We start from the raw sequence: 18,915 nt of genomic DNA, 5'->3' as shown, positions 1-18,915 counted from the left end.
AATAGCGTGAGGTATGAAACGACGTAACGCACCTGTCAGATTATAGCACGGTCCTCTGGTCAAGCCCACTCTAATCAAATCTCCAATGTGCCCCAGGCGCCCAGAACCCCCGCTCGCTGCTTGTACACGGCGGCGGCGGATAGCCCCGGGTTAGCGCGTCGTCAGCATTTCGAGCGACCTGCTCTTGCACGAGCTGACGATTTGATCGTTGCGTTCAAGCTACGGACAACTGAACGCATCGCAGGCAGGTGATCTTTAGCTCGCGCAACGCGAGGCGCTTCCCTTCCTGAAACTCGATCATTGTTCCTGCTTCGCGCAAGATGGCGGTGGAGATCGGTCACTCACAGGCACAGGAACAGGACGGCAGATGCAGCAACCGAGAACGCAACTGACTTGGCAGGTGGCGGCGCACGCGACGCAGGACGATCGACCGACCGACTGGATCGACGCCGTCGTGCCGGGCGCGGTTCAGTTGGACTGGGCTCGTGCGCAAGGGTGGCCGACGCACGTGTTCGGTGAGAACTGGCGGCAGTACGATGGGCTGGAAGATCGCTTCTGGACGTACCGAACGGTGCTGCCTCAGGTGGCCTTGCAGGACGGCCAGCGGCTGATCTTCATCTGCGGCGGGGTGGATTATCGCTGTCAGGTGTTGCTGGGCGATCGGGTGCTCGTGGACCAGGAGGGGATGTTTACGCCGATCGAGATCGACCTGACCGATCATGCGCCCGCCGGTGCGACGCTGTACGTGCGGGTGTTTCCGGCGCCTAAGTCGTACCCGGACGCCGAGCGGAAGAATCGCGATCAGGCCAACCGCTCGTGCAAGCCGGCGGTCAGTTATGGGTGGGACTTCCATCCGCGCATCATCCCGCTGGGCATTTGGAAGGAGGCGTATCTCGAGACGCGCCCGCGGCAGCATCTGCGCGAACCGAGTCTGTCGTATACGTTGAACGATGCGCTGGACAGCGTTGCCGTGCGATTGAGTGTCGAGTTGGCCGCACAGGTCGCGGCGCGCGTGCGATGGCGAGTGACCGACGCGGCGGGCATTGTCGTGGTTAGCCACGAGGCCACTTCGCAAGGCGACTGGCTTTCGCTGAACGCCACGATCGAATCGCCGAAGTTGTGGTGGCCGCACGATCAGGGCGAGCCGGTGCTGTACACGTCGGTGGTCGAACTGCTGGACGACGCAGGCAAGGTCGTCGACGCGCGTTCGTCGCGCATCGGTTTTCGGCGGGTAAGGCTCGTGATGAACGCGGGCGCCTGGGACGAGCCATCGGGATTTCCCAAGGGGCGCAGCACGGCACCCATCCAGTTGGAGATCAACGGCCGGCCCGTGTTCGGAAAGGGCTCGAACATGGTCGGGCCCGACATCTTCCACGGCGCCGTGACCGACGACACCTATCGCGAGCAACTGACGCTCGTGAAGCAGTCGAACATGAACCTGCTGCGCATGTGGGGCGGGGCCGCGGTACAGAAACGGGCGTTCTTCGATTTGTGCGACGAGATGGGCATCATGGTCTGGCAGGAGTTCCCACTCGCCTGCAATAACTATCCGGACGATGCGGCGTACCTGCGCGTGCTGGACCAGGAATCGCGGTCGATCCTTCGCGCGCTCTACGGGCATCCCAGCGTCGTGATCTGGTGCGGCGGAAACGAGCTGTTCAACGCGTGGTCGGGCATGACGGACCAATCGCTCGCGCTGCGATTGCTGAACCGCAACTGCTACGACTACGACCCGCAGCGGCCGTTCCTGCCGACCTCACCCGTCTTCGGCATGGGCCACGGCCACTACACGTTCCGCGACGCGCGGGATGGCGAGGCGTGGTCGCTCTTTCAGAACGCCAACCACACGGCCTACACCGAGTTCGGGATGCCCGGCCCGGCCGATGTGGAGACGCTGAAGACGATCATCCCGGCCGACGAGTTGTTCCCGCCGCGCGCCGGAACCAGTTGGGAATCGCACCACGCGTTTAAGGCGTGGGAGGCCGACGCGTGGCTGAACATGGGCCTCATCGAGATGTACTTCGGCGAAAGCGATTCGCTGGCCGACCTCGTCGCCAAGGGGCAACTGCTGCAGGCCGAAGGGTACAAGGGCCTGTTCGAGGAAGCGCGGCGGCAAAAGCCAGCAGCGTCGATGGCGCTCAACTGGTGCTTTAACGAACCGTGGCCCACCGCCGCCAACAACAGTTTGCTGTCGTGGCCGTGCAAGCCCAAGCCGGCGCTGGCGGCGGTCGCCGAAGCGTTGCGGCCCGTGCTGGCGAGCGCGCGCATCAGCAAGTACCTGTGGCGCGAAGGGGAGTGGTTCGACCCGGAACTGTGGATGCTGTCCGACGCGCCGCAGTCGGTGCCGGCCGGTCGCGTCGAGGCGTTCCTCGCCAGTGAAGGGACCGAGACGCTGCTGCTCGGCTGGGATTACGCCGAACTGCCCGCCAACACGAACCTGCGCGGCCCGCGCGTCGGCGTGCGCCTGCCGTACCTGAACGGCGCAACGTTCGACTTGCTGCTTCGCGTGCGCGATGGCGGCGGCGCTTACGATTCACGCTATCGCCTCGCGTATCGTTCCACGCCACGCGTGGCCAGCAGCGCGACGCGCACGATGAACCTGTAGATTGGCAGCACATATGGCACTGCGAACGCGCCAGAATCATATTTTGGAGCACCGATACGGCTTACCGCAACGCCGATGACACGCCCGCACCCGATCTCTATCATTTTCGCGAGTTTCCTGCGACCGACCGTGCTAGAGTCCCTCCGAGCGCGCGTCGAGTCGCGCGCATAACCAGGAAGGAACATTTATGCCGGCGAAGGTTCAGGTCATTTTCTACAGCTTGTACGGTCACACGTATCACATGGCACAGGCGATCGCCGAGGGCGCGCGCGGGGCGGGCGCGGACGTCGAGGTCTATCAGGTCGCCGAGACCCTACCGGCCGACATCCTGGCCAAGATGGGCGCGACCGAGGCCAAGAAGGCGTTCGCCCAGGTGCCGCAGGCCGATGCGAAGCGCCTGTCCGAAGCCGACGCGATCATCCTCGGCACCGGCACGCGCTACGGCAGCGCGACGGCGCAGATGCAGGCGTTCCTCGACTCCACCGGAAGCCTCTGGCAAAACGGCGCGCTCATCGGCAAGGTCGGCAGCGCCTTCACCAGCACCGCCAGTCAGCACGGTGGGCAGGAGACGACGCTCATCAGCCTCCACACGTTCTTCTACCACCAAGGCATGGTCGTCAGCGGCGTACCGTACGCGGCGCAGGAACTGCTGACGCTCGACGAGATGAGCGGCGGCACGCCGTACGGCGCATCGACCATCACCGGCCCGAAGGGCGAACGCATGCCCAGCGAAAACGAACTGAAGATCGCCCGCTTCCAAGGCAAACACGTCGCCGGGCTGGCCGCGAAACTCGCAGGGAAGTAGGTCGAGCGAAACGGACTCGTGTGCCCAGCGATGCACCAGACGTTCGGCCCCTCATCCCGATAGGTATGGGATAAATCCAGTCCGCTCCCAACGCATCCGGGAGAGGGAACGGCGCGCCTTGGCCCGGATCTAAAAGCTACACGTGTGAAGACCAGACGGCCGCCGTAGGAAGGCCGCGGCGGCCGTCCGCCCACCACCGGAGCCGGCGACGTGCACTGATGGACCCCCAAAGTCTGGAATATCCCCCTGTGCCACCCGTCTTGCCTAGACGGACCGGCTGATCAGCTTCGGCAACTGGCTCCACTCGAAATTGCACTTGCTCAGCACGAGTCCGACCCCGAGCCGGGCAGCGTCGGCAACGGCCCGTTCGGTGGGGCAGGCCGACATCATCACCACCGGTAGGCCCTGCAAATTCGGCTCGGCCCGTACCGCCGTCAGCAGTTCAATGCCGCTCATCCCGGGCATCATCATGTCCAGCAGCAGCAGCGTCGGGCGTTCCTTCCGAACAAAGACGAGCGCTTTGAAGGGATCGCAAAAGCATCGTGCGGGCAAGCCCGATAGCCTGAGCGTTAGCTCGATGCCTCGGCAGATGTCCGGGTGGTCGTCGACGATTACTATCATGGTACATCCTCAGGGATATCCCCTTGTGACACAGCTTGTGGGTTTCGACAATGTCGGATTTCCCAAAAGATCGGTGTGCCATTTCCCTTACCACCTTGGCCCAAGGCGTGGTAGACTTTCGCCAGAAAGCGGGCTGAACATGAATAGTTGCAACATCCTAGTCGTCGAGGACCACGCCGACTCGGCGGAGATGCTGCAACGGCTGCTTGCCCGCACCCCTGGTTGGCATGTCCAGACCGCGGGCAGCATCGAGGAGGCCATCGCAAAGCTCGACGCCACCCGCTTCGACATGCTGCTCTGCGACCTCGCATTGCCCGACGGCGACGGCTGCGACCTCATCAAACAGATCCACGACCGCAGGCCCGTCGACCAACGCATCAAGGGAATCGCCGTCACGGGACACGCCTACCCGGCAGATGAAGCTCGATCAAGAGCCGCGGGATTCCTCAGCCACGTGACGAAGCCCTACGACATCGAGCAGATCGTCAGCCTCCTCAAAAAGCACTGTTGACGTCCCGTTCCGCCGTCTCGGCGCCGGCGTCAGGGGATCAAGGTTGGGCGTGATCGTCCAGCAGGTTCGGACGGATCGCCCCGTGCCGCTCTTCCGTGTGGAATCAGGCCAGCAACTGCAGCAGCACCGCGACGTCGAGCGGCTTGCGAATCACGAAGCTATCGGGCACGGCCGCCTTCAAGGGGGCGATCTCCGGTTCGCCCGTGATGAACACGATCATCGTCCTCGGACTTCGCGCCCGCAGCTCTTTGCCGAAGTCGTCCCCCCCGCGGCCCGGCAGCCGCACGTCGAGCAGCGCCACGTCGATGTCGCCCGCCGCCAGGTGCCGCTCGGCCCCCTCGCACCGGTCGTACGCGTGCAACTCGAACCCCTCGCGGCGCAGTAACCCCGCCAGCAGCTCGCGGCTGTCGTCGTGGTCTTCGATAATCAGAACATGCTTACGGCTGGCCATGCGTTTACCTGCACCTTAAACAAAGGCAATCAGGCAAACCAGGATCAACCGGTGGGCGATGATGAGGGTCGGGCTGAGCGGACAACGAACGACATCATCCTAACGCACGCCCGGCCCCGGCGGAACCCCTAATCCCTGACCAATGCAAATGAATCCCCCGGCAGCGCCTGAAGATGGCCCACGGGTGCAGAAGTTCGGTAGGGCGTGCTTCAGCACACGTCGTCCGCGCCGGGAAGCCGTGTGCTGAAGAACCCCCTACGGGACCGGGTGAATGAGGCTCCCCGAGCGCGAGAGCGCGCAACGGGATGACCATCGAACAGTCGTCTGAAGCGCACCGGCCGCCAAGGCACGCGCCCCGCAAAGCCAACCACGGAAGAGAAATGCGTCTGTGAAAGAGGAAGCACAAATGCGGTGCGCGCCAACTTCACACTTGACCCCAAACGGGATTCATAGTCGTTTGGTTATGCGGCGGTCGGGGGTGAGCGTTCCGGCACGGTGCCGCATTCGGGGCAGCCTTTAGGGGTCGCCCGGAGATCGTAGCCGCAATTGAAGCACGTTCCAGCAACTCGGCGACGACGGCGAAACCAACCGTACAGCCCGCACGCAGGGGCAATGCCCAGCAAAAGTGCCACCGCCCAATGCGGGACGATCACCTGCGTGGAACGGTACCGTTGCTGCCACGGGCCCGTGTTAGGTGAAGTCTGGCTAAGGCCCACGTAGGCGAAGCCGAGGAACTCGCTGCCGCCCCAGCGACGGGCAAATTCCTCCGGCGTGTCGTACATGTCGTCCACAGCGAGGGACGCGATTCGCCATCCTGATTTCCACTCCAACCGAGCGGGTGGTGATCGATACTCCATGCGTGCCCGCGCGTATTGGATCGAACCGTGTTCCGATACGACCGTTCGTGTTGTCTGCGCGTGGTCGGCGTTCAAGCTGGAGCCATACTCGATCGAGTCGGAACGCCAATGACTCCGCACCCAAAGAACGACACTTGCCGCGCACAGCAATGCCGAAACGACCGCCACGATGTTCAATAGGTTCCGCCGCATAACGGATTGCCGTTCACTGGCAGGTGGCACAGGTTGTGTACTCGCAACCTGTGTTATCGGAGTAGAGCCCGGCATCGTCGCCGATCCTTAATTGCATCGTCAGCAGATCAATGCCACAGGTTGGGCGTACCCAACCTGTGCCACCCGCCTATTTCTTTCGAGACGTCCACCGCTCCAGCATCCAGTTCACGCCAAAGCACAAACCGATCAGGAAAATCAACGTGACGATGCCGATGGCGACGCCCGTCAGGACGTTGAACCCCGACCACCCGCGGTTGTTAACGAACGGCAATCCGACCGCGAGCACGAATGCCACGCACGCGATCAGTATCAGTGGCTCGGTATGTCTGTCATCGAAAGCCATCTGTGGGATACCGGACCGACGTTGAATGGCCGGCCCGGCACCGACCACACTTCAAACTAAAAGGACCGTTCCGCCGGGCCGGTCCATTCCAGCGGCTGGTTATTCAGCGGCCGTGCCGCCGACACCGCGGAAGTCTGGCCAAGCGACGTCGCGGTGACCCTCCAGTAGCAGGTACGCATCGAGAAACGCGGCGAACGTCGGGTAGATCGCGGTCCAGTTCGGCGGCATCTCGCCCTCGATGACTCGTAAGACGGCACCGGGCGACTGGTGGCTCGGCGGCGCGAAAGCCAGGAACTGCTGATCTTCGGTGTGGCAGAATCCAACGTGCTCCCACGGCACGTCGAGATCAATCCAGTACATGTCCTTCAGCGCGTCGGTCGCCCAGCTCAGCCCCGTGCAACCCATCAACTGGTTACTGTTCCAGGCTTCGGGCTCCTTGCCGAACCAGTCGTTCCGCGTCCGACCTCGAATGAGAAAGCCGCCGTCGAAGTGGCGAAGGAGCGCCTTGTACTCGTCGGGGATCGGCAGCTTCAGCGCCTGCTCCGCGTCGGCGATCTGCGCGTCGCTCGCAGGTGGGTCGAAGACCGCGGTCTGCGGGTGTTCCGTCACATATTCGTGCAGACGTCGCAGCACGTCATGCATGGTGGTGCTCCCGCTGAATAACATCTCAATATCTGGTTCGCGAACCAGATAGCAGGAAACCGGCTCCTGCCCTGATTCGTTCATTAAGAGGTTACCCCACCCGCTATTGCACGCCAAACTGTTTCTGTTGCCCTTCCCGTATTCTGGTTTTGAGTTAGCCGGGTGCCACAGGTCGGCGTACTCGCAGACCTGTGTCTTATCTGTGACAGAAGACACAGGTCTCGGCGTACCGCGACCTGTGGCACCCGGCGAAATGGTCCGCAGGAGTACCAGCGGACCCTACGAGGCTACGCCGGCGTTCGAACCGGCCCCCTGCCGATCGACCGCGAGGGTTTGCCGACCCTCTGATGAAAACCCAAACCATGACGTGGAGTGCCGTGACCGACGGCGGGTGCCATGGCCACGCCGGCCGATCGCGCCGTCAGCCCCAAGCGGTCGAAGCGTGGCCATGTCTTAGTCCGAACGAAAGACATGGCCACGCGGGACGTCCATCCGATCATCCAACGGACTTCCACCGCGTGGCCATGGCACCCACTTCCGAAGGACATGCCACCCGGCGGGTGCCGGTGGGATGGGTGCCATGGCCACGCCTGCCGATCGCGCCCGTCAGCCGAAGCGTTCGAAGCGTGGCCATGTCTTAGTCCGAACGAAAGACATGGCCACGCGGGACGTCCATCCGATCATCCAACGGTCTCCCCCCGCGTGGCCATGGCACCCACATTCGAAGGACATGCCACCCGCCGCGTTGCCGCGATTGAGGACGTGGTAGATGACCCCGCCCGCCGCCGGCCGTAGTCCCCGCGCCATGCGTGCGATGCTATCGACGGCGCCGATCAACGCCAAGGAAAATCAGACGTGACCCCTTTTCCGCCTCCCGAGCAACATAACGTAGTGGCGATCAACGGCCGCGGCGGCGCACGCGCGGACGCTCGACCGCAAGAGGACTATACCGCCGCCGCGGTCCGCTCCAGCGGCGGGTTATCCACCGCCCAGCGGCCCAACTCTGCGCTGCGAACAAGCTCGGCGATCCGAATCGGCTGCAACCGTGCTCGCTCTTCCGGCGTGCCCCGACGGAAGGCCAGGATGATCCAGTCGAACAGGAACCAAAGCGGCAACCCTTCGGGACCGAAATAGCGGCTCGCGTCGCAGCCGCTCATATCTACCTGGAACTCGCGAGCGAAATCCTCCAACAACTCGATACCGTCATCGCCGTCCGTGCCGAGGTCACCGAACAGGGTGGTCTCCGGCTTCAGACGATCGGCGCGTACCGCGCGCTCCTTTGCGACGAAGGCGACGACTCGATCGTAGAGCGACTGCATGCGGTGGATAACGTAGTGGCGATCAACGGCCGGGCCGGCGCAAGCGCGGCTCCAGTCCACCAGTAACTGTACCGCCGGCACGGTCCGTTGCATTGCCGGGTTATGCAGCGGGCCGGACCGCCGTCAGTTCGTCCAGACTGTGCCGTCCGGACGGTGCACCGAGATCTGCATCGGCACCTTTCCCTGGTGCCGCATTGGCCAATCGTCCTTTGCCAACTCCGGCTCACCCGCCAGCTTCATTTGGATCAACCCGGGCAGCGCCTTCGCATTTCGATCAGCAGCGACGGTGTAGCGAATTGTCCACGCCGATTCGTCTTTCGGGTCAGGCTGCCCGGCGAAGAACCGCAACTGCTGAACAACGCCAATTCCCGGCTGCGGATCGTCTGCCGCAAGCAGCGCCCCGCGAGGCACGGCGAACGTCGTAACCGCGCGCCGCTTGCCAGGGTCGTTTCGGTCCAACTCGACCAACGTCACGCGAAGGCCGTACGACCCGCTGTAGTGTGGCCAAGTTACCACCGCAAGCAGCTCGCGCTTGTCGGGCGTCTTGCGGGCATGCATGAAGATGAGTGAGCCGTACCAACCGGCACGATGGATGCCGCTCATCGGATGCGTAGGGTTGAGCGCCTCGCATTCCGGTGGCGCGAACGCAGTCGTCCCGCCGCCATCAGGAATGCGGTAGTTCGCGTTCGGCGGCTTCAACCGCAATCGATCGCCCTCGTACCCGTCTTGAGTGAGGACAATCATGTCAGGAGCGGGGGTGTAGTTCATGCACGCATCGACGATTCGCGCGTATTCTTCGGGTGTAGGCGACGGGAGCGACCGCCAGCGAATCGCCGAGGGAGATTGCGTCGTCGAAGGTAACGTGGACGCGGCTTCGGCTGATGAGGGCGCTGTCGCCGCGGGACTTCGTGGGCTAGACGAACGATCTCCACAGCCGACGGCAGCGGTGACGAGTCCGACAATGAGAAACGATGTGCGAGTCATGATTGCCCCCGCTGCATAACTACAATTAAATCGTCTCCGTAGACGTATTATCCACGGCCCCGAGCAGGATATGTCGCCAAATCTCTACCCGCAATCAAATTGTTGTTGCTGGGTGCCACAGGCGGGTGGCATGGCCACGCGGGCGGTTCGCGTCGATCAGCGGAGGGGGATCGAGCGTGGCCATGGTTGAGGTCGGGGCTGAAATCATGGCCACGCGGGACGATGCGTTGATCGTCCGGACGGTCTCCCGAGCGCGTGGCCATGGCACCCGCATCCACACCCGAAGGCATGCCACCTTGCGTTCGGGGTCACCGACTGCGGCGGGTGGCACGGGCTGGTACTCCTGCCTGTGCGTGTTGGCCGTCGTGAAGCACAGGTACGAGTACGAATCTGTGCCACCCGACGGGCTTGGGAGAAAACGGTGAGGCTTCTCGTTTAATGGGAGGGCGTGTTGTTTACTCTGACGGTCGCGCAGTAAATGGGAGGGCGTGTCGTTTACTGTGAAGGGCTCAGGGTAAATGGGACGGGCTCAGGGTAAACGAGCGGGCGTGAGAGTAAATGGGAGGGCGTCAGAGTAAATGGGAAGGTCGCAGGGAAAACGGGAGGGTTGCGCAGTAAACGGGAGGGCGTGAGGGTTACTCTGAGGGCGTGAGAGTAAACGAGAAATCATTATGCGGACGTTCGGCCGGCTAGCCGAAGCGGCGGGGGTGGGGGGCGGGCGCGAGTGTAAGTTGAGGCGGGGACGGGGGATGGACTTGGGCGGGTCGGGGCGGGGAGAGGCGTGCAGGCGGTGAGGGGAGACCCCCTCCCAGCCTCCCCCGGAGTACCGGGAGAGGGGCCATACGCCGGCGGGGTGGGGTCTGTGCTCAATCCATCGAATATTGAGGGAAAACCGATTTCTGGCCGCAGTGCAATAAAGTGGGGGTGCGGTCAGGCCGACTATAGGGGTAACACGGGTCGGTGGGGCTGGCGTGGGGCCGGCAGGCGAGAGCCCGCAATCGCTATATAGAGTTAGGAGATGTCATGCAAATGACGCTCATCTTCCCCCAACGCGATGGGGACCTGCTGGCGGCTTTGAAGAGCTACAGCGGAAAAATAAACGCGTCCACCGGCACCTACGAGGTGACGATGGTAGAAGCGACCGAACTGGCTACGCGTGTAGCCAGCTTTGAATCGGCGCTGCTCGCCTGCGATCCGGCGAACCGTAGCAAGTCCCTGGTGATCACGAAGAACGAGGCTCGCACCGCGGCCAAAACCTTCGCGTACGCCTTGGGCATGGCTATTGCCGGCCGCGAAAATGTGAGCCTGGCGCTCAAGAGCGATCTGGGAATTTATCCCAGGAAGTCGCCCACGCGCCACGGGCCGCCGACGACCCGGCCGGCCGTCGACTTCGTGTCGGTTGCCAACCGTACGGTGATCGTGAAGATCCACCACGGTAGCACGACGGTCGAGGAGCGCAAGGGCATCTCGTCGGCGTTCGTGTACACGTTCGTCGGCGAGGACTACCCGACCGACCCGTCGCTCTGGCAGTTCGCCGGCCCGGCGACCCGCCCGCAGTTCCGGATCGATTTTCCGGAGACGGTGGCGGGCGGCACGAAGGTGTACGTCTGTGCGGCGTGGTGCAACCACCGCGGCGAGACGGGCCCCGTGAGCGTACCGATCGGCACCAACATTCAGGGTGGTGGCGTTGGCGCGGCGAGCCTGAAGATCGCGGCGTGACGTGTGGCCGTGATGTGCAGTACACGGCCGGGCGCGGGAGACCGCGGTCGGTCGTTTTTTTGTTGGGCGTTAGCAAGGGAAATGTGATGGCTGACATCGTCATTCGTTCGAACGAACTCGTCGCGGCGCGGCAGGCGCCGCCGGCGCCGAAGGGGAACATCGCGATTCGCCCGGCGGTGATGGAGGATGTGGCGTTTATCGATGGGTTGCAGAAGTTGCAATCGAAACAGGTCGGCTGGATGCCGACGGCGACGCTGGTGGGGAAGGTGCGCACTTGATGCTTCTTTGAATACGGGGGGAGAGGAAGACGGGGTGACAGACAGGCAGGAATGCCTGTCCTACAGAAGAGGGGGAGAGCGGACGCGAACGGAAGAGAGCGGGGGCGGGCTTCGCAGCGGGTGCTTGCGTTGGATCGGGTCTCGGCGTTTATTGCAATCATGGATCAGTGGAATCTGCGGGAGGCGGCGGCGTTGCCGGTGGGGGGCGATGGGACGGCGGCGCGGGTGTGGGTGTATTCGGATATTCAGCAAGTCGATCCGGACATCGCGCAGGCGATGATGTCGGCGGCGGTGGATGATGTGCTGGAGGTCGGGGGGCCGTTGGACGCGGCGTGGTGCCTGGGGGATGCGCAGCGCGGGGCGGACGAGGCGGCGCTCGAGCGGGTGGCGGCAGTCTTCATCCAGCAGATGCGGCGGGTGGACGTGCCGGTCTGTTACCTGCTGGGCAATCACGATATGGATTTAAGGCGGGAGACGGGCAGGAACCGGTATCCGCTGTGGGAACGGGCGATCGCCGAGCGACAGTGGGCGACGCAGCCGCGGACGGACGATCTGTTCTTCGCGAGAAGGATGGGCGATTACCTGGTGGTGTTTCTGGGTGATCACGCGGACAGCGATGGATCGTGGTTTACGACGCATGGCGGGCCGAAGGAAGCGGTAGCGGGGGCGTATCCGCATACGCGGGCGACGTACGAACGGCTGCGCGACGCGATCGCGCAGTACGCGGGGCCGGTGGTGATCGCGGCCCACTATGCGTTTGCGGGCGGGCAGAAACCGTCGCCGTTGTTGAATCAGATGCTGCCGTTGCCGGCGAACGTGAAACTGGTGATGCACGGGCACGCGCACATCGGCGACCTTGTGTGGAACAAGGCCGACCCGTGGGAGCGCGATCACGAGGTGACCGGGCAGGCGTTGCGGCAGTTCAACGTGTCGGCGATTGAATCGCTAAGGTCGCCGGGCAGCCATTCGGCGATTCTGGAGTTGATGCCGGCGGGCCGGTGGCGGCTGCGGATTCGGGATCATCAGAGCAAAAGGTGGGTGGGGGCGTACGAGGGGTGAGGCGGGGGGCACCTTCGGGCAATCACATGCCTGACGCAGTTATACGGTCCCCTCTCCCGCGTACTCGCGGGGGAGGGTTAGGGAGGGGGCCGCCCAGATTGAAGCACATGCGCCCCCACCCTAACCCTCCCCCGGGGTACCAGGAGAGGGGACCCGAAAAAACGCACTTGCGCTGAGGTGCGTGAGGTATATTCCTGCCCATCCTCGTCCATCTCTACGACAACAAAGTGAAAGTGAATCGCCGGAGTATAGCCGATTGGAAGGGCTGTGGTTTCGGTAACTGCCATCCTCGTCGGCGTTTACGAATGACGAGGAGGGATGGTCCGCACCAAGCGGCTTGACATACGTATAGATAATAGCTTTAGTTGCCCTCCCCCTGTTATGGGCGAGCGGGTGGCGGGCACAGCCGTCGGGTCGGTGTTCGATCAGGCTGCTGAGGATGTTGTTTCATGGCGAAAAAGAAGACCGGCAAGCATCTCGTGATCGTGGAATCGCCCGCCAAGGCGAAGACGATCAACAAGTACCTGGGCGACGATTACGTCGTCCGGGCCAGCATGGGGCACGTCCGCGATCTGCCGAGCAAGGGGATGGGCGTCGATTTGAAGACGTTCGTGCCGGATTACGAGATCTTGCAGAGCCGTGGGAAGGTGATCGCCGAGCTGAAGAAGCTGGCGAAGGACGCCCCCGACATCTACCTGGCAACCGACTTGGACCGCGAGGGCGAAGCCATCGCTTGGCACCTGCAGCAGGCGCTGGGCATTCCCGATGATCAGGCCAAGCGGGTGATCTTTAATGCCATCACCAAGGCCGAGATTCAAAAGGCGTTCGCCAAGCCGCAGAAGATCGATATCGACCGTGTGAATGCACAGCAGGCCCGGCGGATTCTGGACCGCATCGTGGGGTACGAGATCTCGCCGTTGCTGTGGAAGAAGGTGGCCAAGGGTTTGAGTGCCGGCCGCGTGCAGAGCGTGGCGGTGCGGCTGGTGGTGGAGCGCGAAAGGGAGATCGAGGCGTTCATCCCCGAGGAATACTGGAAGATCGCCGGCATCTTCGCAGCGGCGACCGCCGACGTGAGCAAGACGATCGCGAGCGACTGGACGAAGTTCCTGGCAGAGAACAACGGCGAGCGGTCGAAGGTCGAGCGCGAGAAGTGGCTCGGCGAGCACGATTCATTCACGGCGGAACTGGTTGAACTGGCGGGGAAGAAGTTTGAGCCGAAGAGTGCCGACGATGCCCGCAAGGCGGTCGAGATCCTCGGCATGAAGGTGACCAAGGTCGACACGACCGAGGACGCCGAGGCGAAGGGCCCGGCCCAGAAGCTGACGACGATTCACGGCGTGATGGAGAAGGCGCCGGACTTTGCCGTGCGCTCGATTGAGAAGAAGCGTACGACCAGCCGTCCACCGGCGCCGTTCATCACCAGCACGCTGCAGCAGTCGGCCAGCAGCCGACTCGGCATGGGTGCACAGCAGACGATGCGCACGGCCCAGACGCTGTACGAGGCGGGCCACATCACCTACATGCGTACCGACAGTACCAACCTGTCGGGCGACGCGCTCAACATGGCCCGCGGGTACATCAAGAGCGAGTTCGGCGATAAGTATCTGCCGGAGAAGCCCAACTTCTATAGCAGCAGCAACAAGAGCGCCCAGGAAGCCCACGAGGCCATCCGCCCGACGAACCTGGACCTGACGCCGAGCGAGGCGCGCAATCGCCTGTCGCAGAGCGAAGCGAAGCTGTATCAGCTGATCTGGAACCGCTTCGTCGCGTGCCAGATGAGCAATGCAGAGTTCGATCAGACGGTAATCACGCTGGCGACGAACGGCAACGGCACGGGCGATGCGGTCTTCCGCGCAACGGGTCGCAAGCTTGTCTTCGACGGGTTCATGCGGGTTGCGGGCGTGGCGAGCGAAGATCAGTTGCTGCCTGATTTGAAGGAGCGTCAATCGGTTTACCCGATTGATTTGAATCCGACGCAGCACTTCACGCAGTCGCCGCCGCGTTTTACGGAAGCCAGCCTGGTGAAGGAACTGGAACGGCTGGGCATCGGCCGGCCGAGTACGTACGCGAGCATTATCCAGACGATTCAGGACCGCCAATACGTGGCCCAGCAGGACCGACGGTTTTACGCGACGATGCTGGGCAGCATTGTCACCGACAAGCTGATTCAGGCCTTCCCGGAGATCCTCGATGTCGGCTTCACCGCTGGCATGGAACTGAAGCTGGACAAGGTGGAAGAGGAACACGCCGACTGGATCAAGCTGCTCCAGGACTTCTACGGCCCGTTCCACGCGGTGGTGGATGGCGCGCTTGGGAAGATCGAGCATGCCGGCGGCACGCCCAGCAAGTACAAGTGTCCGAAGTGCGCCAGCCAGATGCTGTACCGCATCAGCAAGAGCGGGTTCTTCCTGGCTTGCTCGGAGCGCGAGTGCGGCACGACGCAGCCGGTGGACATTCAGGGCAAGCCGACGCTGCGCGAGGTTTCCGAGCACAAGTGCCCGATCTGCGATCGCGAGATGATCAAGCGCAAGGGCCGCTTCGGCGAGTTCCTGGGCTGCAGCGGTTATTCGGTGAAGAACGAGAAGGGCGAGCCGAGCTGCTCGATGATCATCAACCTGGACAAGGAGGGCAACCCTCTGCCCCCGAAGCCGGCGCCGATCAAGACGACCGTGGCCTGCGAGAAGTGCGGCAGCCCGATGCTGCTGCGCAACAGCAAGCGCGGGCCGTTCCTGGGGTGCAGCTCGTTCCCGAAATGCCGTTCGACCAAGATGGCCAAGAAGCTGACAGGTGCGGACCTGGCGCAGATCGAGGCGTTGCTGCCATTGCTGAACGAAGAGTCGGCCAAGGCGCAGGAACTGGCTGCCAAGGTGATCGCCAGCAACCCCGCCGCCGCGGCCGCCAAGAGCCACAACGGCACGACGACGGACATCGACTGCGACGAGTGCGGCAAGCCGATGATCATCCGCAGCGGCCGCCGGGGCTACTTCCTGGGCTGCAGCGGCTACCCGAAGTGCAAGAACACGGGTGAGGTGCCGGCCAAGCTCGTCGATGCTCTCGACCTGAACGGCACGGCGAACAAGGACGGCAAGACGGCCTCGACGCCGGGCGACCTGCCACCGTTGGACGTGGAAGACGCGGCTTAAGGGCCTTTTCAAATTCAAACGCAACGGCCTCTGTCACCTGCGTGACAGAGGCCGTTTTCTTGCACGCCTACCACAAATCGCTACTCTCCCTCCGACCAACCTCATCCGCATTTAGAAAAGGGAGTGGACCTGTGACGTTTTTCCGTCTGATCTCGATCCTGCTCGTGACTGCCAGCCTCGGTTTGTCGGCATGCAACGATGGCCGGCCGAAGTACATGCGTCCGTTGGGTCAGTTGAACGCCTTGGTCGAACTGAAGAGTGAGAGCGGCGGGTACGCCGTCACGGACGTCGATGGGGCGCGGGTCGACAGTTTCCAGTCGTCGTTCAGTGGCAACTCGGTCGTCCTGCAACCGGGCGAGCGGCGAGTGACGATCCAGGCTATCGGCAGCAACAGCAGCCAGACGTGGGGCGTCGTGTATAACTTCCAGGCTGGCCACCGCTACACCTTCGGCAAGTCGAGCTTCATCGGCGGGTTGCAGATCACCGACCAAACGACCAACACGTCGGTGAAGTTCTGATCCAGAGGCCGCCCCGATGATCCCAACGGCCGCCACCTTCCGACTGCTACTGGTCGCGATCGCAATGTCGGGCCTGACCGCCTGTGCCGCCCCGGCCGATCCGCGGCCACTGTACACCGCGCCGGCGCTCGCCGTCGACAAGATGGCGACGCTCGTGCCCGTTGGATTGGTGATCGGCGACATTGATGGCGCTCGACTGCCCGCGCCCGGCTTCCTGGCAAAGCAGGAGCCGCTGACGCTGTCGGCGGGCGATCATCAGGTAACGGTCTACTTCACCGATGGCTGGCGACGCGTACCGCTCACGCTGCGGGGTGGGCGAACGTACGACTTGTCGATGTCGACCTACGGCGTGCGCCTGTTCGATCGATCGACCAAGTCCGCCGTCACGTTCCGTTGAACACCGGGAATGCCGCGGGACGATCAGTTGACGTTCACGGTGACACCGGCCGTCAGGTCGCGAACGGCCAGTGCCGACACGGAATCTTCCGCCGGCGAGAGTTGGTAGCGGTGTCCCGCCTTAAAGTCGAACGTGAACTCGTGCTGCATCGCGGCCCGCTGCATGCCTTTGGCCATCGTGTAGACGCGCAGCCGGTGCGTGCCGCCGGTCACCTTCACTTCATTGCCACCGCTGGCGTGCATCGACATGCCGCTGATCACCTTCGCGTTGTCGATCACCTGGATGTACGTCTGGTCGACTCCACGCAACACCGCCAGTTCCGTCAGCGGCGCAGGCGGATCGAGATAGCCCGGATTGCGCCGGCAACCATCGGCGGCCGCGAACAAGGCGAGCAACAACACTGCGATCCGAATCGTCTTGAACAAGCGTGCCCCCTTTTGGGATGAACATGGCGAACTGCGGTCTGCGCGATCGCGCGCGGCCAGTAATGGGTAAGAATAAGGCGGAGCTTACAACCCCGTGGGCCCCTCGGCGGGTTGGAGGGCGAACTCAATCTTCACGCGGTTCACCTTCTGCGGTTCGGCGTCTAAGACCGTGAACTTCACGTTCTCGCTTTCAAACGTCGCGCCGGTTTCGGGGATGCGGCCCATGGTGGTGGAGACGAAGCCGCCGAGCGTGTCGTAGCCCGCGTCCTCGGGGAGGCTGGTGCCGGTCACGCGGTTGAGCTCGTCGATGTAGACGCGGGCGTCCGCCTCCCAGGTCTGGTCGTCGAGGCGCTTCATCATCGCGGGCTCGGCCGGCTCGTGTTCGTCGGAGATGTCGCCGACGAGTTCTTCCAAAATGTCTTCGATGGTGATCAGTCCCGCGGTGCCGCCGTACTCATCGAGGACGACGGCAAGGTGGACCTTCTGCAGGCGGAAGTCGTTCAGCAAATCGCTGAGGGGCTTGGTTTCCGGCACGTAGAACGCCGGCCGCATGGCGGACTTGATGTCGAACTTATCAGCGGGCAGGCCGAGGTGCTTCAGCAGGTCGCGGGCGTACAGAATGCCGACGATCTGGTCGAGCGTGCCGCGGAAGACGGGCAGGCGGCTGTGGCCCGACTCTTCCAGCATCTGCTTCACCTGGTCGAGCGTGGCGCCGATGTCGATGCCGACCACCTCCGGGCGGGCGGTCATGATCTGGCCGGTGGTGGTGTCGCGGAAGCTGATGACCGATTCGATCATCTCCCGTTCCTGCTCGCCGACGATGCCTTCCTTCTGCCCCTCCTCGACGGCCGAGAGGATCTCCTGTTCGAATTGGTCGGATTCCACTTCCGGATCGTCGCCGCCGGCCATGCGGCTGACGACCTTGTCCACCCACAGCAGCAGGGCGGTCAACGGCGCCAGCAGCACGCGCATCAAGTGAAGGAATCGCACCGACTGCCCAACGATCGCGTGGCCGATGTGCCGGGCCAGCGCGTGCGGCAGCGCGACCGAGACGATGCCCGTGTAGATCGCCGCCACGATGACGGCCGACAGGTACTGCTGCCACATCGCCCAACCGGTGTGGCTGAACGCGACCAGGATCGTCAGCAGGATGAACAGGTTGCAGAACATCCGACCAATGGCGGTGACGAGGATCAGGTCGTCCTGCTTCTCCATCGTTGGCTCAAGCCAGCGGTCGTCGCCGGTCTTGTCGAAGTAGTCGCTCAAGCGCGCGCGCGACAGCTCACGAAGGGCGTAGGTTAACGACGTAAAGTACAGCGAACCCACGCCTGCGACGGCGATGGCGGCAAAGTTAAGCAGTGGTGACATCAGTCGGCTCTGGCCCTCGTGCGGTTGCGACGACGGCCCGTAACACGCGCAGTGGCCTTGGCGGCAGGCTTGAACACCGGCCCAACCCCAATACGGGTCAGGATATCGTCTTCCATGGTGTGAATCTCACGAAACAACCGCTCGGTTCTATCGTCGAACCCCGCCAGGTGCAACACACCATGTAAAGCGTAAAGCAGTAATTCGTTATCTACTGTCGTGCCCCGTTCCTTCGCCTGCCGCTTCGCCTCGGGCACGCAGACCACGATTTCCCCCGCAATACACCAGCCGGTGGTGTCATGATCCAGTTCGTAGGTCAGCACGTCAGTTGGGCCCGGTATGTTCAGGTGCCGCTGGTGCAGCTCGGACATAAGCTTGTCGTTCACCAGCGCCAGCGAAATTTCTTCTGGAGCGTTGGGGACGAGCGGGATGGCCTTCTTCAGGTACTTTCGTAACCGCGGGACGAAGGCTTTGCCGAGGGTGGCGGTGATGGTGAGAGGCATCAGATTAGGGAGCGTCGGGCCTACCGTAGCATGGGCGTCTCGCCCATGCTTGTAGATTGGAATCGCGTTCTTCTAGTGGCGGACCGCTTCGACTGGAATGGCGGCCACTAAGAAACTTTTCTTGGCACTACCACACGCATGGGCGAGACGCCCATGC

General features: G+C 63.1%; 19 protein-coding genes. 9 read left to right on the top strand and 10 right to left on the bottom strand.

Going from position 1 to position 18,915, the window contains the following annotated elements:
* Positions 1–367 precede the first annotated feature (367 nt).
* A complete protein-coding gene (locus VGN72_22165; protein HEV7302058.1) occupies positions 368–2,605 on the top strand; it encodes a glycoside hydrolase family 2 TIM barrel-domain containing protein in 2,238 nt (745 codons plus the stop codon).
* 187 nt (positions 2,606–2,792) lie between these two features.
* Positions 2,793–3,410 (top strand): NAD(P)H:quinone oxidoreductase, encoded by a 618-nt coding sequence (gene wrbA, locus VGN72_22160; GenBank protein ID HEV7302057.1) that lies wholly within the window; start codon positions 2,793–2,795, stop codon positions 3,408–3,410.
* A gap of 264 nt (positions 3,411–3,674) precedes the next feature.
* On the opposite strand, the gene VGN72_22155 is transcribed toward wrbA, so the two are convergent.
* Positions 3,675–4,031 (bottom strand): response regulator, encoded by a 357-nt coding sequence (locus tag VGN72_22155; GenBank protein HEV7302056.1) that lies wholly within the window; start codon positions 4,029–4,031, stop codon positions 3,675–3,677.
* 139 nt (positions 4,032–4,170) lie between these two features.
* Here VGN72_22155 and VGN72_22150 point away from each other — a divergent pair, with 139 nt between their 5' ends.
* On the top strand, positions 4,171–4,542 hold the full coding sequence (locus VGN72_22150) for a response regulator (GenBank protein HEV7302055.1): 372 nt from the start codon (positions 4,171–4,173) through the stop codon (positions 4,540–4,542).
* A 103-nt stretch (positions 4,543–4,645) separates the two neighbouring features.
* Here VGN72_22150 and VGN72_22145 read toward each other — a convergent pair whose 3' ends face one another.
* From VGN72_22145 to VGN72_22120, 6 genes are all read right to left on the bottom strand, one after another.
* Positions 4,646–4,993 (bottom strand): response regulator, encoded by a 348-nt coding sequence (locus tag VGN72_22145; protein HEV7302054.1) that lies wholly within the window; start codon positions 4,991–4,993, stop codon positions 4,646–4,648.
* Between the two features lie 461 nt (positions 4,994–5,454).
* A complete protein-coding gene (locus VGN72_22140; GenBank protein HEV7302053.1) occupies positions 5,455–5,775 on the bottom strand; it encodes a hypothetical protein in 321 nt (106 codons plus the stop codon).
* Positions 5,776–6,190: 415 nt separating this feature from the next.
* Entirely contained in the window at positions 6,191–6,358 is a 168-nt protein-coding gene (locus tag VGN72_22135; protein HEV7302052.1) for a hypothetical protein, read from the bottom strand.
* 147 nt (positions 6,359–6,505) lie between these two features.
* The gene (locus VGN72_22130; protein HEV7302051.1) at positions 6,506–7,048 is read right to left on the bottom strand and encodes an SMI1/KNR4 family protein; all 543 of its coding nucleotides are present in this window, start codon (positions 7,046–7,048) and stop codon (positions 6,506–6,508) included.
* Positions 7,049–7,992: 944 nt separating this feature from the next.
* On the bottom strand, positions 7,993–8,460 hold the full coding sequence (locus VGN72_22125) for a DUF1493 family protein (protein ID HEV7302050.1): 468 nt from the start codon (positions 8,458–8,460) through the stop codon (positions 7,993–7,995).
* Positions 8,461–8,490: 30 nt separating this feature from the next.
* Positions 8,491–9,111, bottom strand: a complete 621-nt coding sequence (locus VGN72_22120) for a hypothetical protein (GenBank protein HEV7302049.1) — start codon at positions 9,109–9,111, stop codon at positions 8,491–8,493.
* 1,263 nt (positions 9,112–10,374) lie between these two features.
* Between VGN72_22120 and VGN72_22115 the strand changes: the two genes are divergently transcribed.
* The 6 genes from VGN72_22115 (at position 10,375) to VGN72_22090 (ending at position 16,465) form a co-directional block, all read left to right on the top strand.
* Positions 10,375–11,070: a hypothetical protein gene (locus VGN72_22115; protein ID HEV7302048.1), complete on the top strand. Its 696-nt coding sequence runs from the start codon at positions 10,375–10,377 to the stop codon at positions 11,068–11,070.
* Positions 11,071–11,156: 86 nt separating this feature from the next.
* Positions 11,157–11,348 (top strand): hypothetical protein, encoded by a 192-nt coding sequence (locus VGN72_22110; protein ID HEV7302047.1) that lies wholly within the window; start codon positions 11,157–11,159, stop codon positions 11,346–11,348.
* A gap of 159 nt (positions 11,349–11,507) precedes the next feature.
* On the top strand, positions 11,508–12,407 hold the full coding sequence (locus tag VGN72_22105) for a metallophosphoesterase (protein ID HEV7302046.1): 900 nt from the start codon (positions 11,508–11,510) through the stop codon (positions 12,405–12,407).
* Between the two features lie 449 nt (positions 12,408–12,856).
* Positions 12,857–15,550 (top strand): type I DNA topoisomerase, encoded by a 2,694-nt coding sequence (gene topA / locus VGN72_22100; GenBank protein HEV7302045.1) that lies wholly within the window; start codon positions 12,857–12,859, stop codon positions 15,548–15,550.
* A gap of 131 nt (positions 15,551–15,681) precedes the next feature.
* On the top strand, positions 15,682–16,068 hold the full coding sequence (locus tag VGN72_22095; GenBank protein ID HEV7302044.1) for a hypothetical protein: 387 nt from the start codon (positions 15,682–15,684) through the stop codon (positions 16,066–16,068).
* A 16-nt stretch (positions 16,069–16,084) separates the two neighbouring features.
* The gene (locus tag VGN72_22090; GenBank protein ID HEV7302043.1) at positions 16,085–16,465 is read left to right on the top strand and encodes a hypothetical protein; all 381 of its coding nucleotides are present in this window, start codon (positions 16,085–16,087) and stop codon (positions 16,463–16,465) included.
* Positions 16,466–16,488: 23 nt separating this feature from the next.
* Here the strand turns inward: VGN72_22090 and VGN72_22085 are convergent, their stop codons facing one another.
* From VGN72_22085 to ybeY, 3 genes are all read right to left on the bottom strand, one after another.
* A complete protein-coding gene (locus tag VGN72_22085; protein ID HEV7302042.1) occupies positions 16,489–16,890 on the bottom strand; it encodes a hypothetical protein in 402 nt (133 codons plus the stop codon).
* Positions 16,891–16,974: 84 nt separating this feature from the next.
* Positions 16,975–18,258 carry a hemolysin family protein gene (locus VGN72_22080; GenBank protein ID HEV7302041.1) on the bottom strand — a complete coding sequence of 428 codons (1,284 nt, stop codon included), beginning with the start codon at positions 18,256–18,258 and terminating at the stop codon, positions 16,975–16,977.
* Complete coding sequence (gene ybeY, locus VGN72_22075) at positions 18,258–18,758, bottom strand: rRNA maturation RNase YbeY (GenBank protein ID HEV7302040.1); 501 nt, start codon at positions 18,756–18,758, stop codon at positions 18,258–18,260. Before ybeY ends, VGN72_22080 begins: the two co-directional genes overlap by 1 nt.
* Between the last annotated feature and the right edge of the window lie 157 nt (positions 18,759–18,915).

The sequence above is a fragment of the Tepidisphaeraceae bacterium genome (genome assembly GCA_035998445.1).
Classification (GTDB): Bacteria; Planctomycetota; Phycisphaerae; order Tepidisphaerales; family Tepidisphaeraceae; genus DASYHQ01.
Note: the sequence above shows the minus strand (reverse complement) of the source record. Positions and strands in the feature narration are given on the sequence as shown.

Excerpts from the sequence above, each read along its gene's own strand:
- VGN72_22165 (HEV7302058.1), top strand. The coding sequence starts at position 368 with ATGCAGCAACCGAGAACGCAACTGACTTGGCAGGTGGCGGCGCACGCG.
- wrbA (HEV7302057.1), top strand. The coding sequence starts at position 2,793 with ATGCCGGCGAAGGTTCAGGTCATTTTCTACAGCTTGTACGGTCACACG.
- VGN72_22155 (HEV7302056.1), bottom strand. The coding sequence starts at position 4,031 with ATGATAGTAATCGTCGACGACCACCCGGACATCTGCCGAGGCATCGAG.
- VGN72_22150 (HEV7302055.1), top strand. The coding sequence starts at position 4,171 with ATGAATAGTTGCAACATCCTAGTCGTCGAGGACCACGCCGACTCGGCG.
- VGN72_22145 (HEV7302054.1), bottom strand. The coding sequence starts at position 4,993 with ATGGCCAGCCGTAAGCATGTTCTGATTATCGAAGACCACGACGACAGC.
- VGN72_22140 (HEV7302053.1), bottom strand. The coding sequence starts at position 5,775 with ATGTACGACACGCCGGAGGAATTTGCCCGTCGCTGGGGCGGCAGCGAG.
- VGN72_22130 (HEV7302051.1), bottom strand. The coding sequence starts at position 7,048 with ATGCATGACGTGCTGCGACGTCTGCACGAATATGTGACGGAACACCCG.
- VGN72_22125 (HEV7302050.1), bottom strand. The coding sequence starts at position 8,460 with ATGCAACGGACCGTGCCGGCGGTACAGTTACTGGTGGACTGGAGCCGC.
- VGN72_22120 (HEV7302049.1), bottom strand. The coding sequence starts at position 9,111 with ATGATTGTCCTCACTCAAGACGGGTACGAGGGCGATCGATTGCGGTTG.
- VGN72_22115 (HEV7302048.1), top strand. The coding sequence starts at position 10,375 with ATGCAAATGACGCTCATCTTCCCCCAACGCGATGGGGACCTGCTGGCG.
- VGN72_22110 (HEV7302047.1), top strand. The coding sequence starts at position 11,157 with ATGGCTGACATCGTCATTCGTTCGAACGAACTCGTCGCGGCGCGGCAG.
- VGN72_22105 (HEV7302046.1), top strand. The coding sequence starts at position 11,508 with ATGGATCAGTGGAATCTGCGGGAGGCGGCGGCGTTGCCGGTGGGGGGC.
- topA (HEV7302045.1), top strand. The coding sequence starts at position 12,857 with ATGGCGAAAAAGAAGACCGGCAAGCATCTCGTGATCGTGGAATCGCCC.
- VGN72_22090 (HEV7302043.1), top strand. The coding sequence starts at position 16,085 with ATGATCCCAACGGCCGCCACCTTCCGACTGCTACTGGTCGCGATCGCA.
- VGN72_22080 (HEV7302041.1), bottom strand. The coding sequence starts at position 18,258 with ATGTCACCACTGCTTAACTTTGCCGCCATCGCCGTCGCAGGCGTGGGT.
- ybeY (HEV7302040.1), bottom strand. The coding sequence starts at position 18,758 with ATGCCTCTCACCATCACCGCCACCCTCGGCAAAGCCTTCGTCCCGCGG.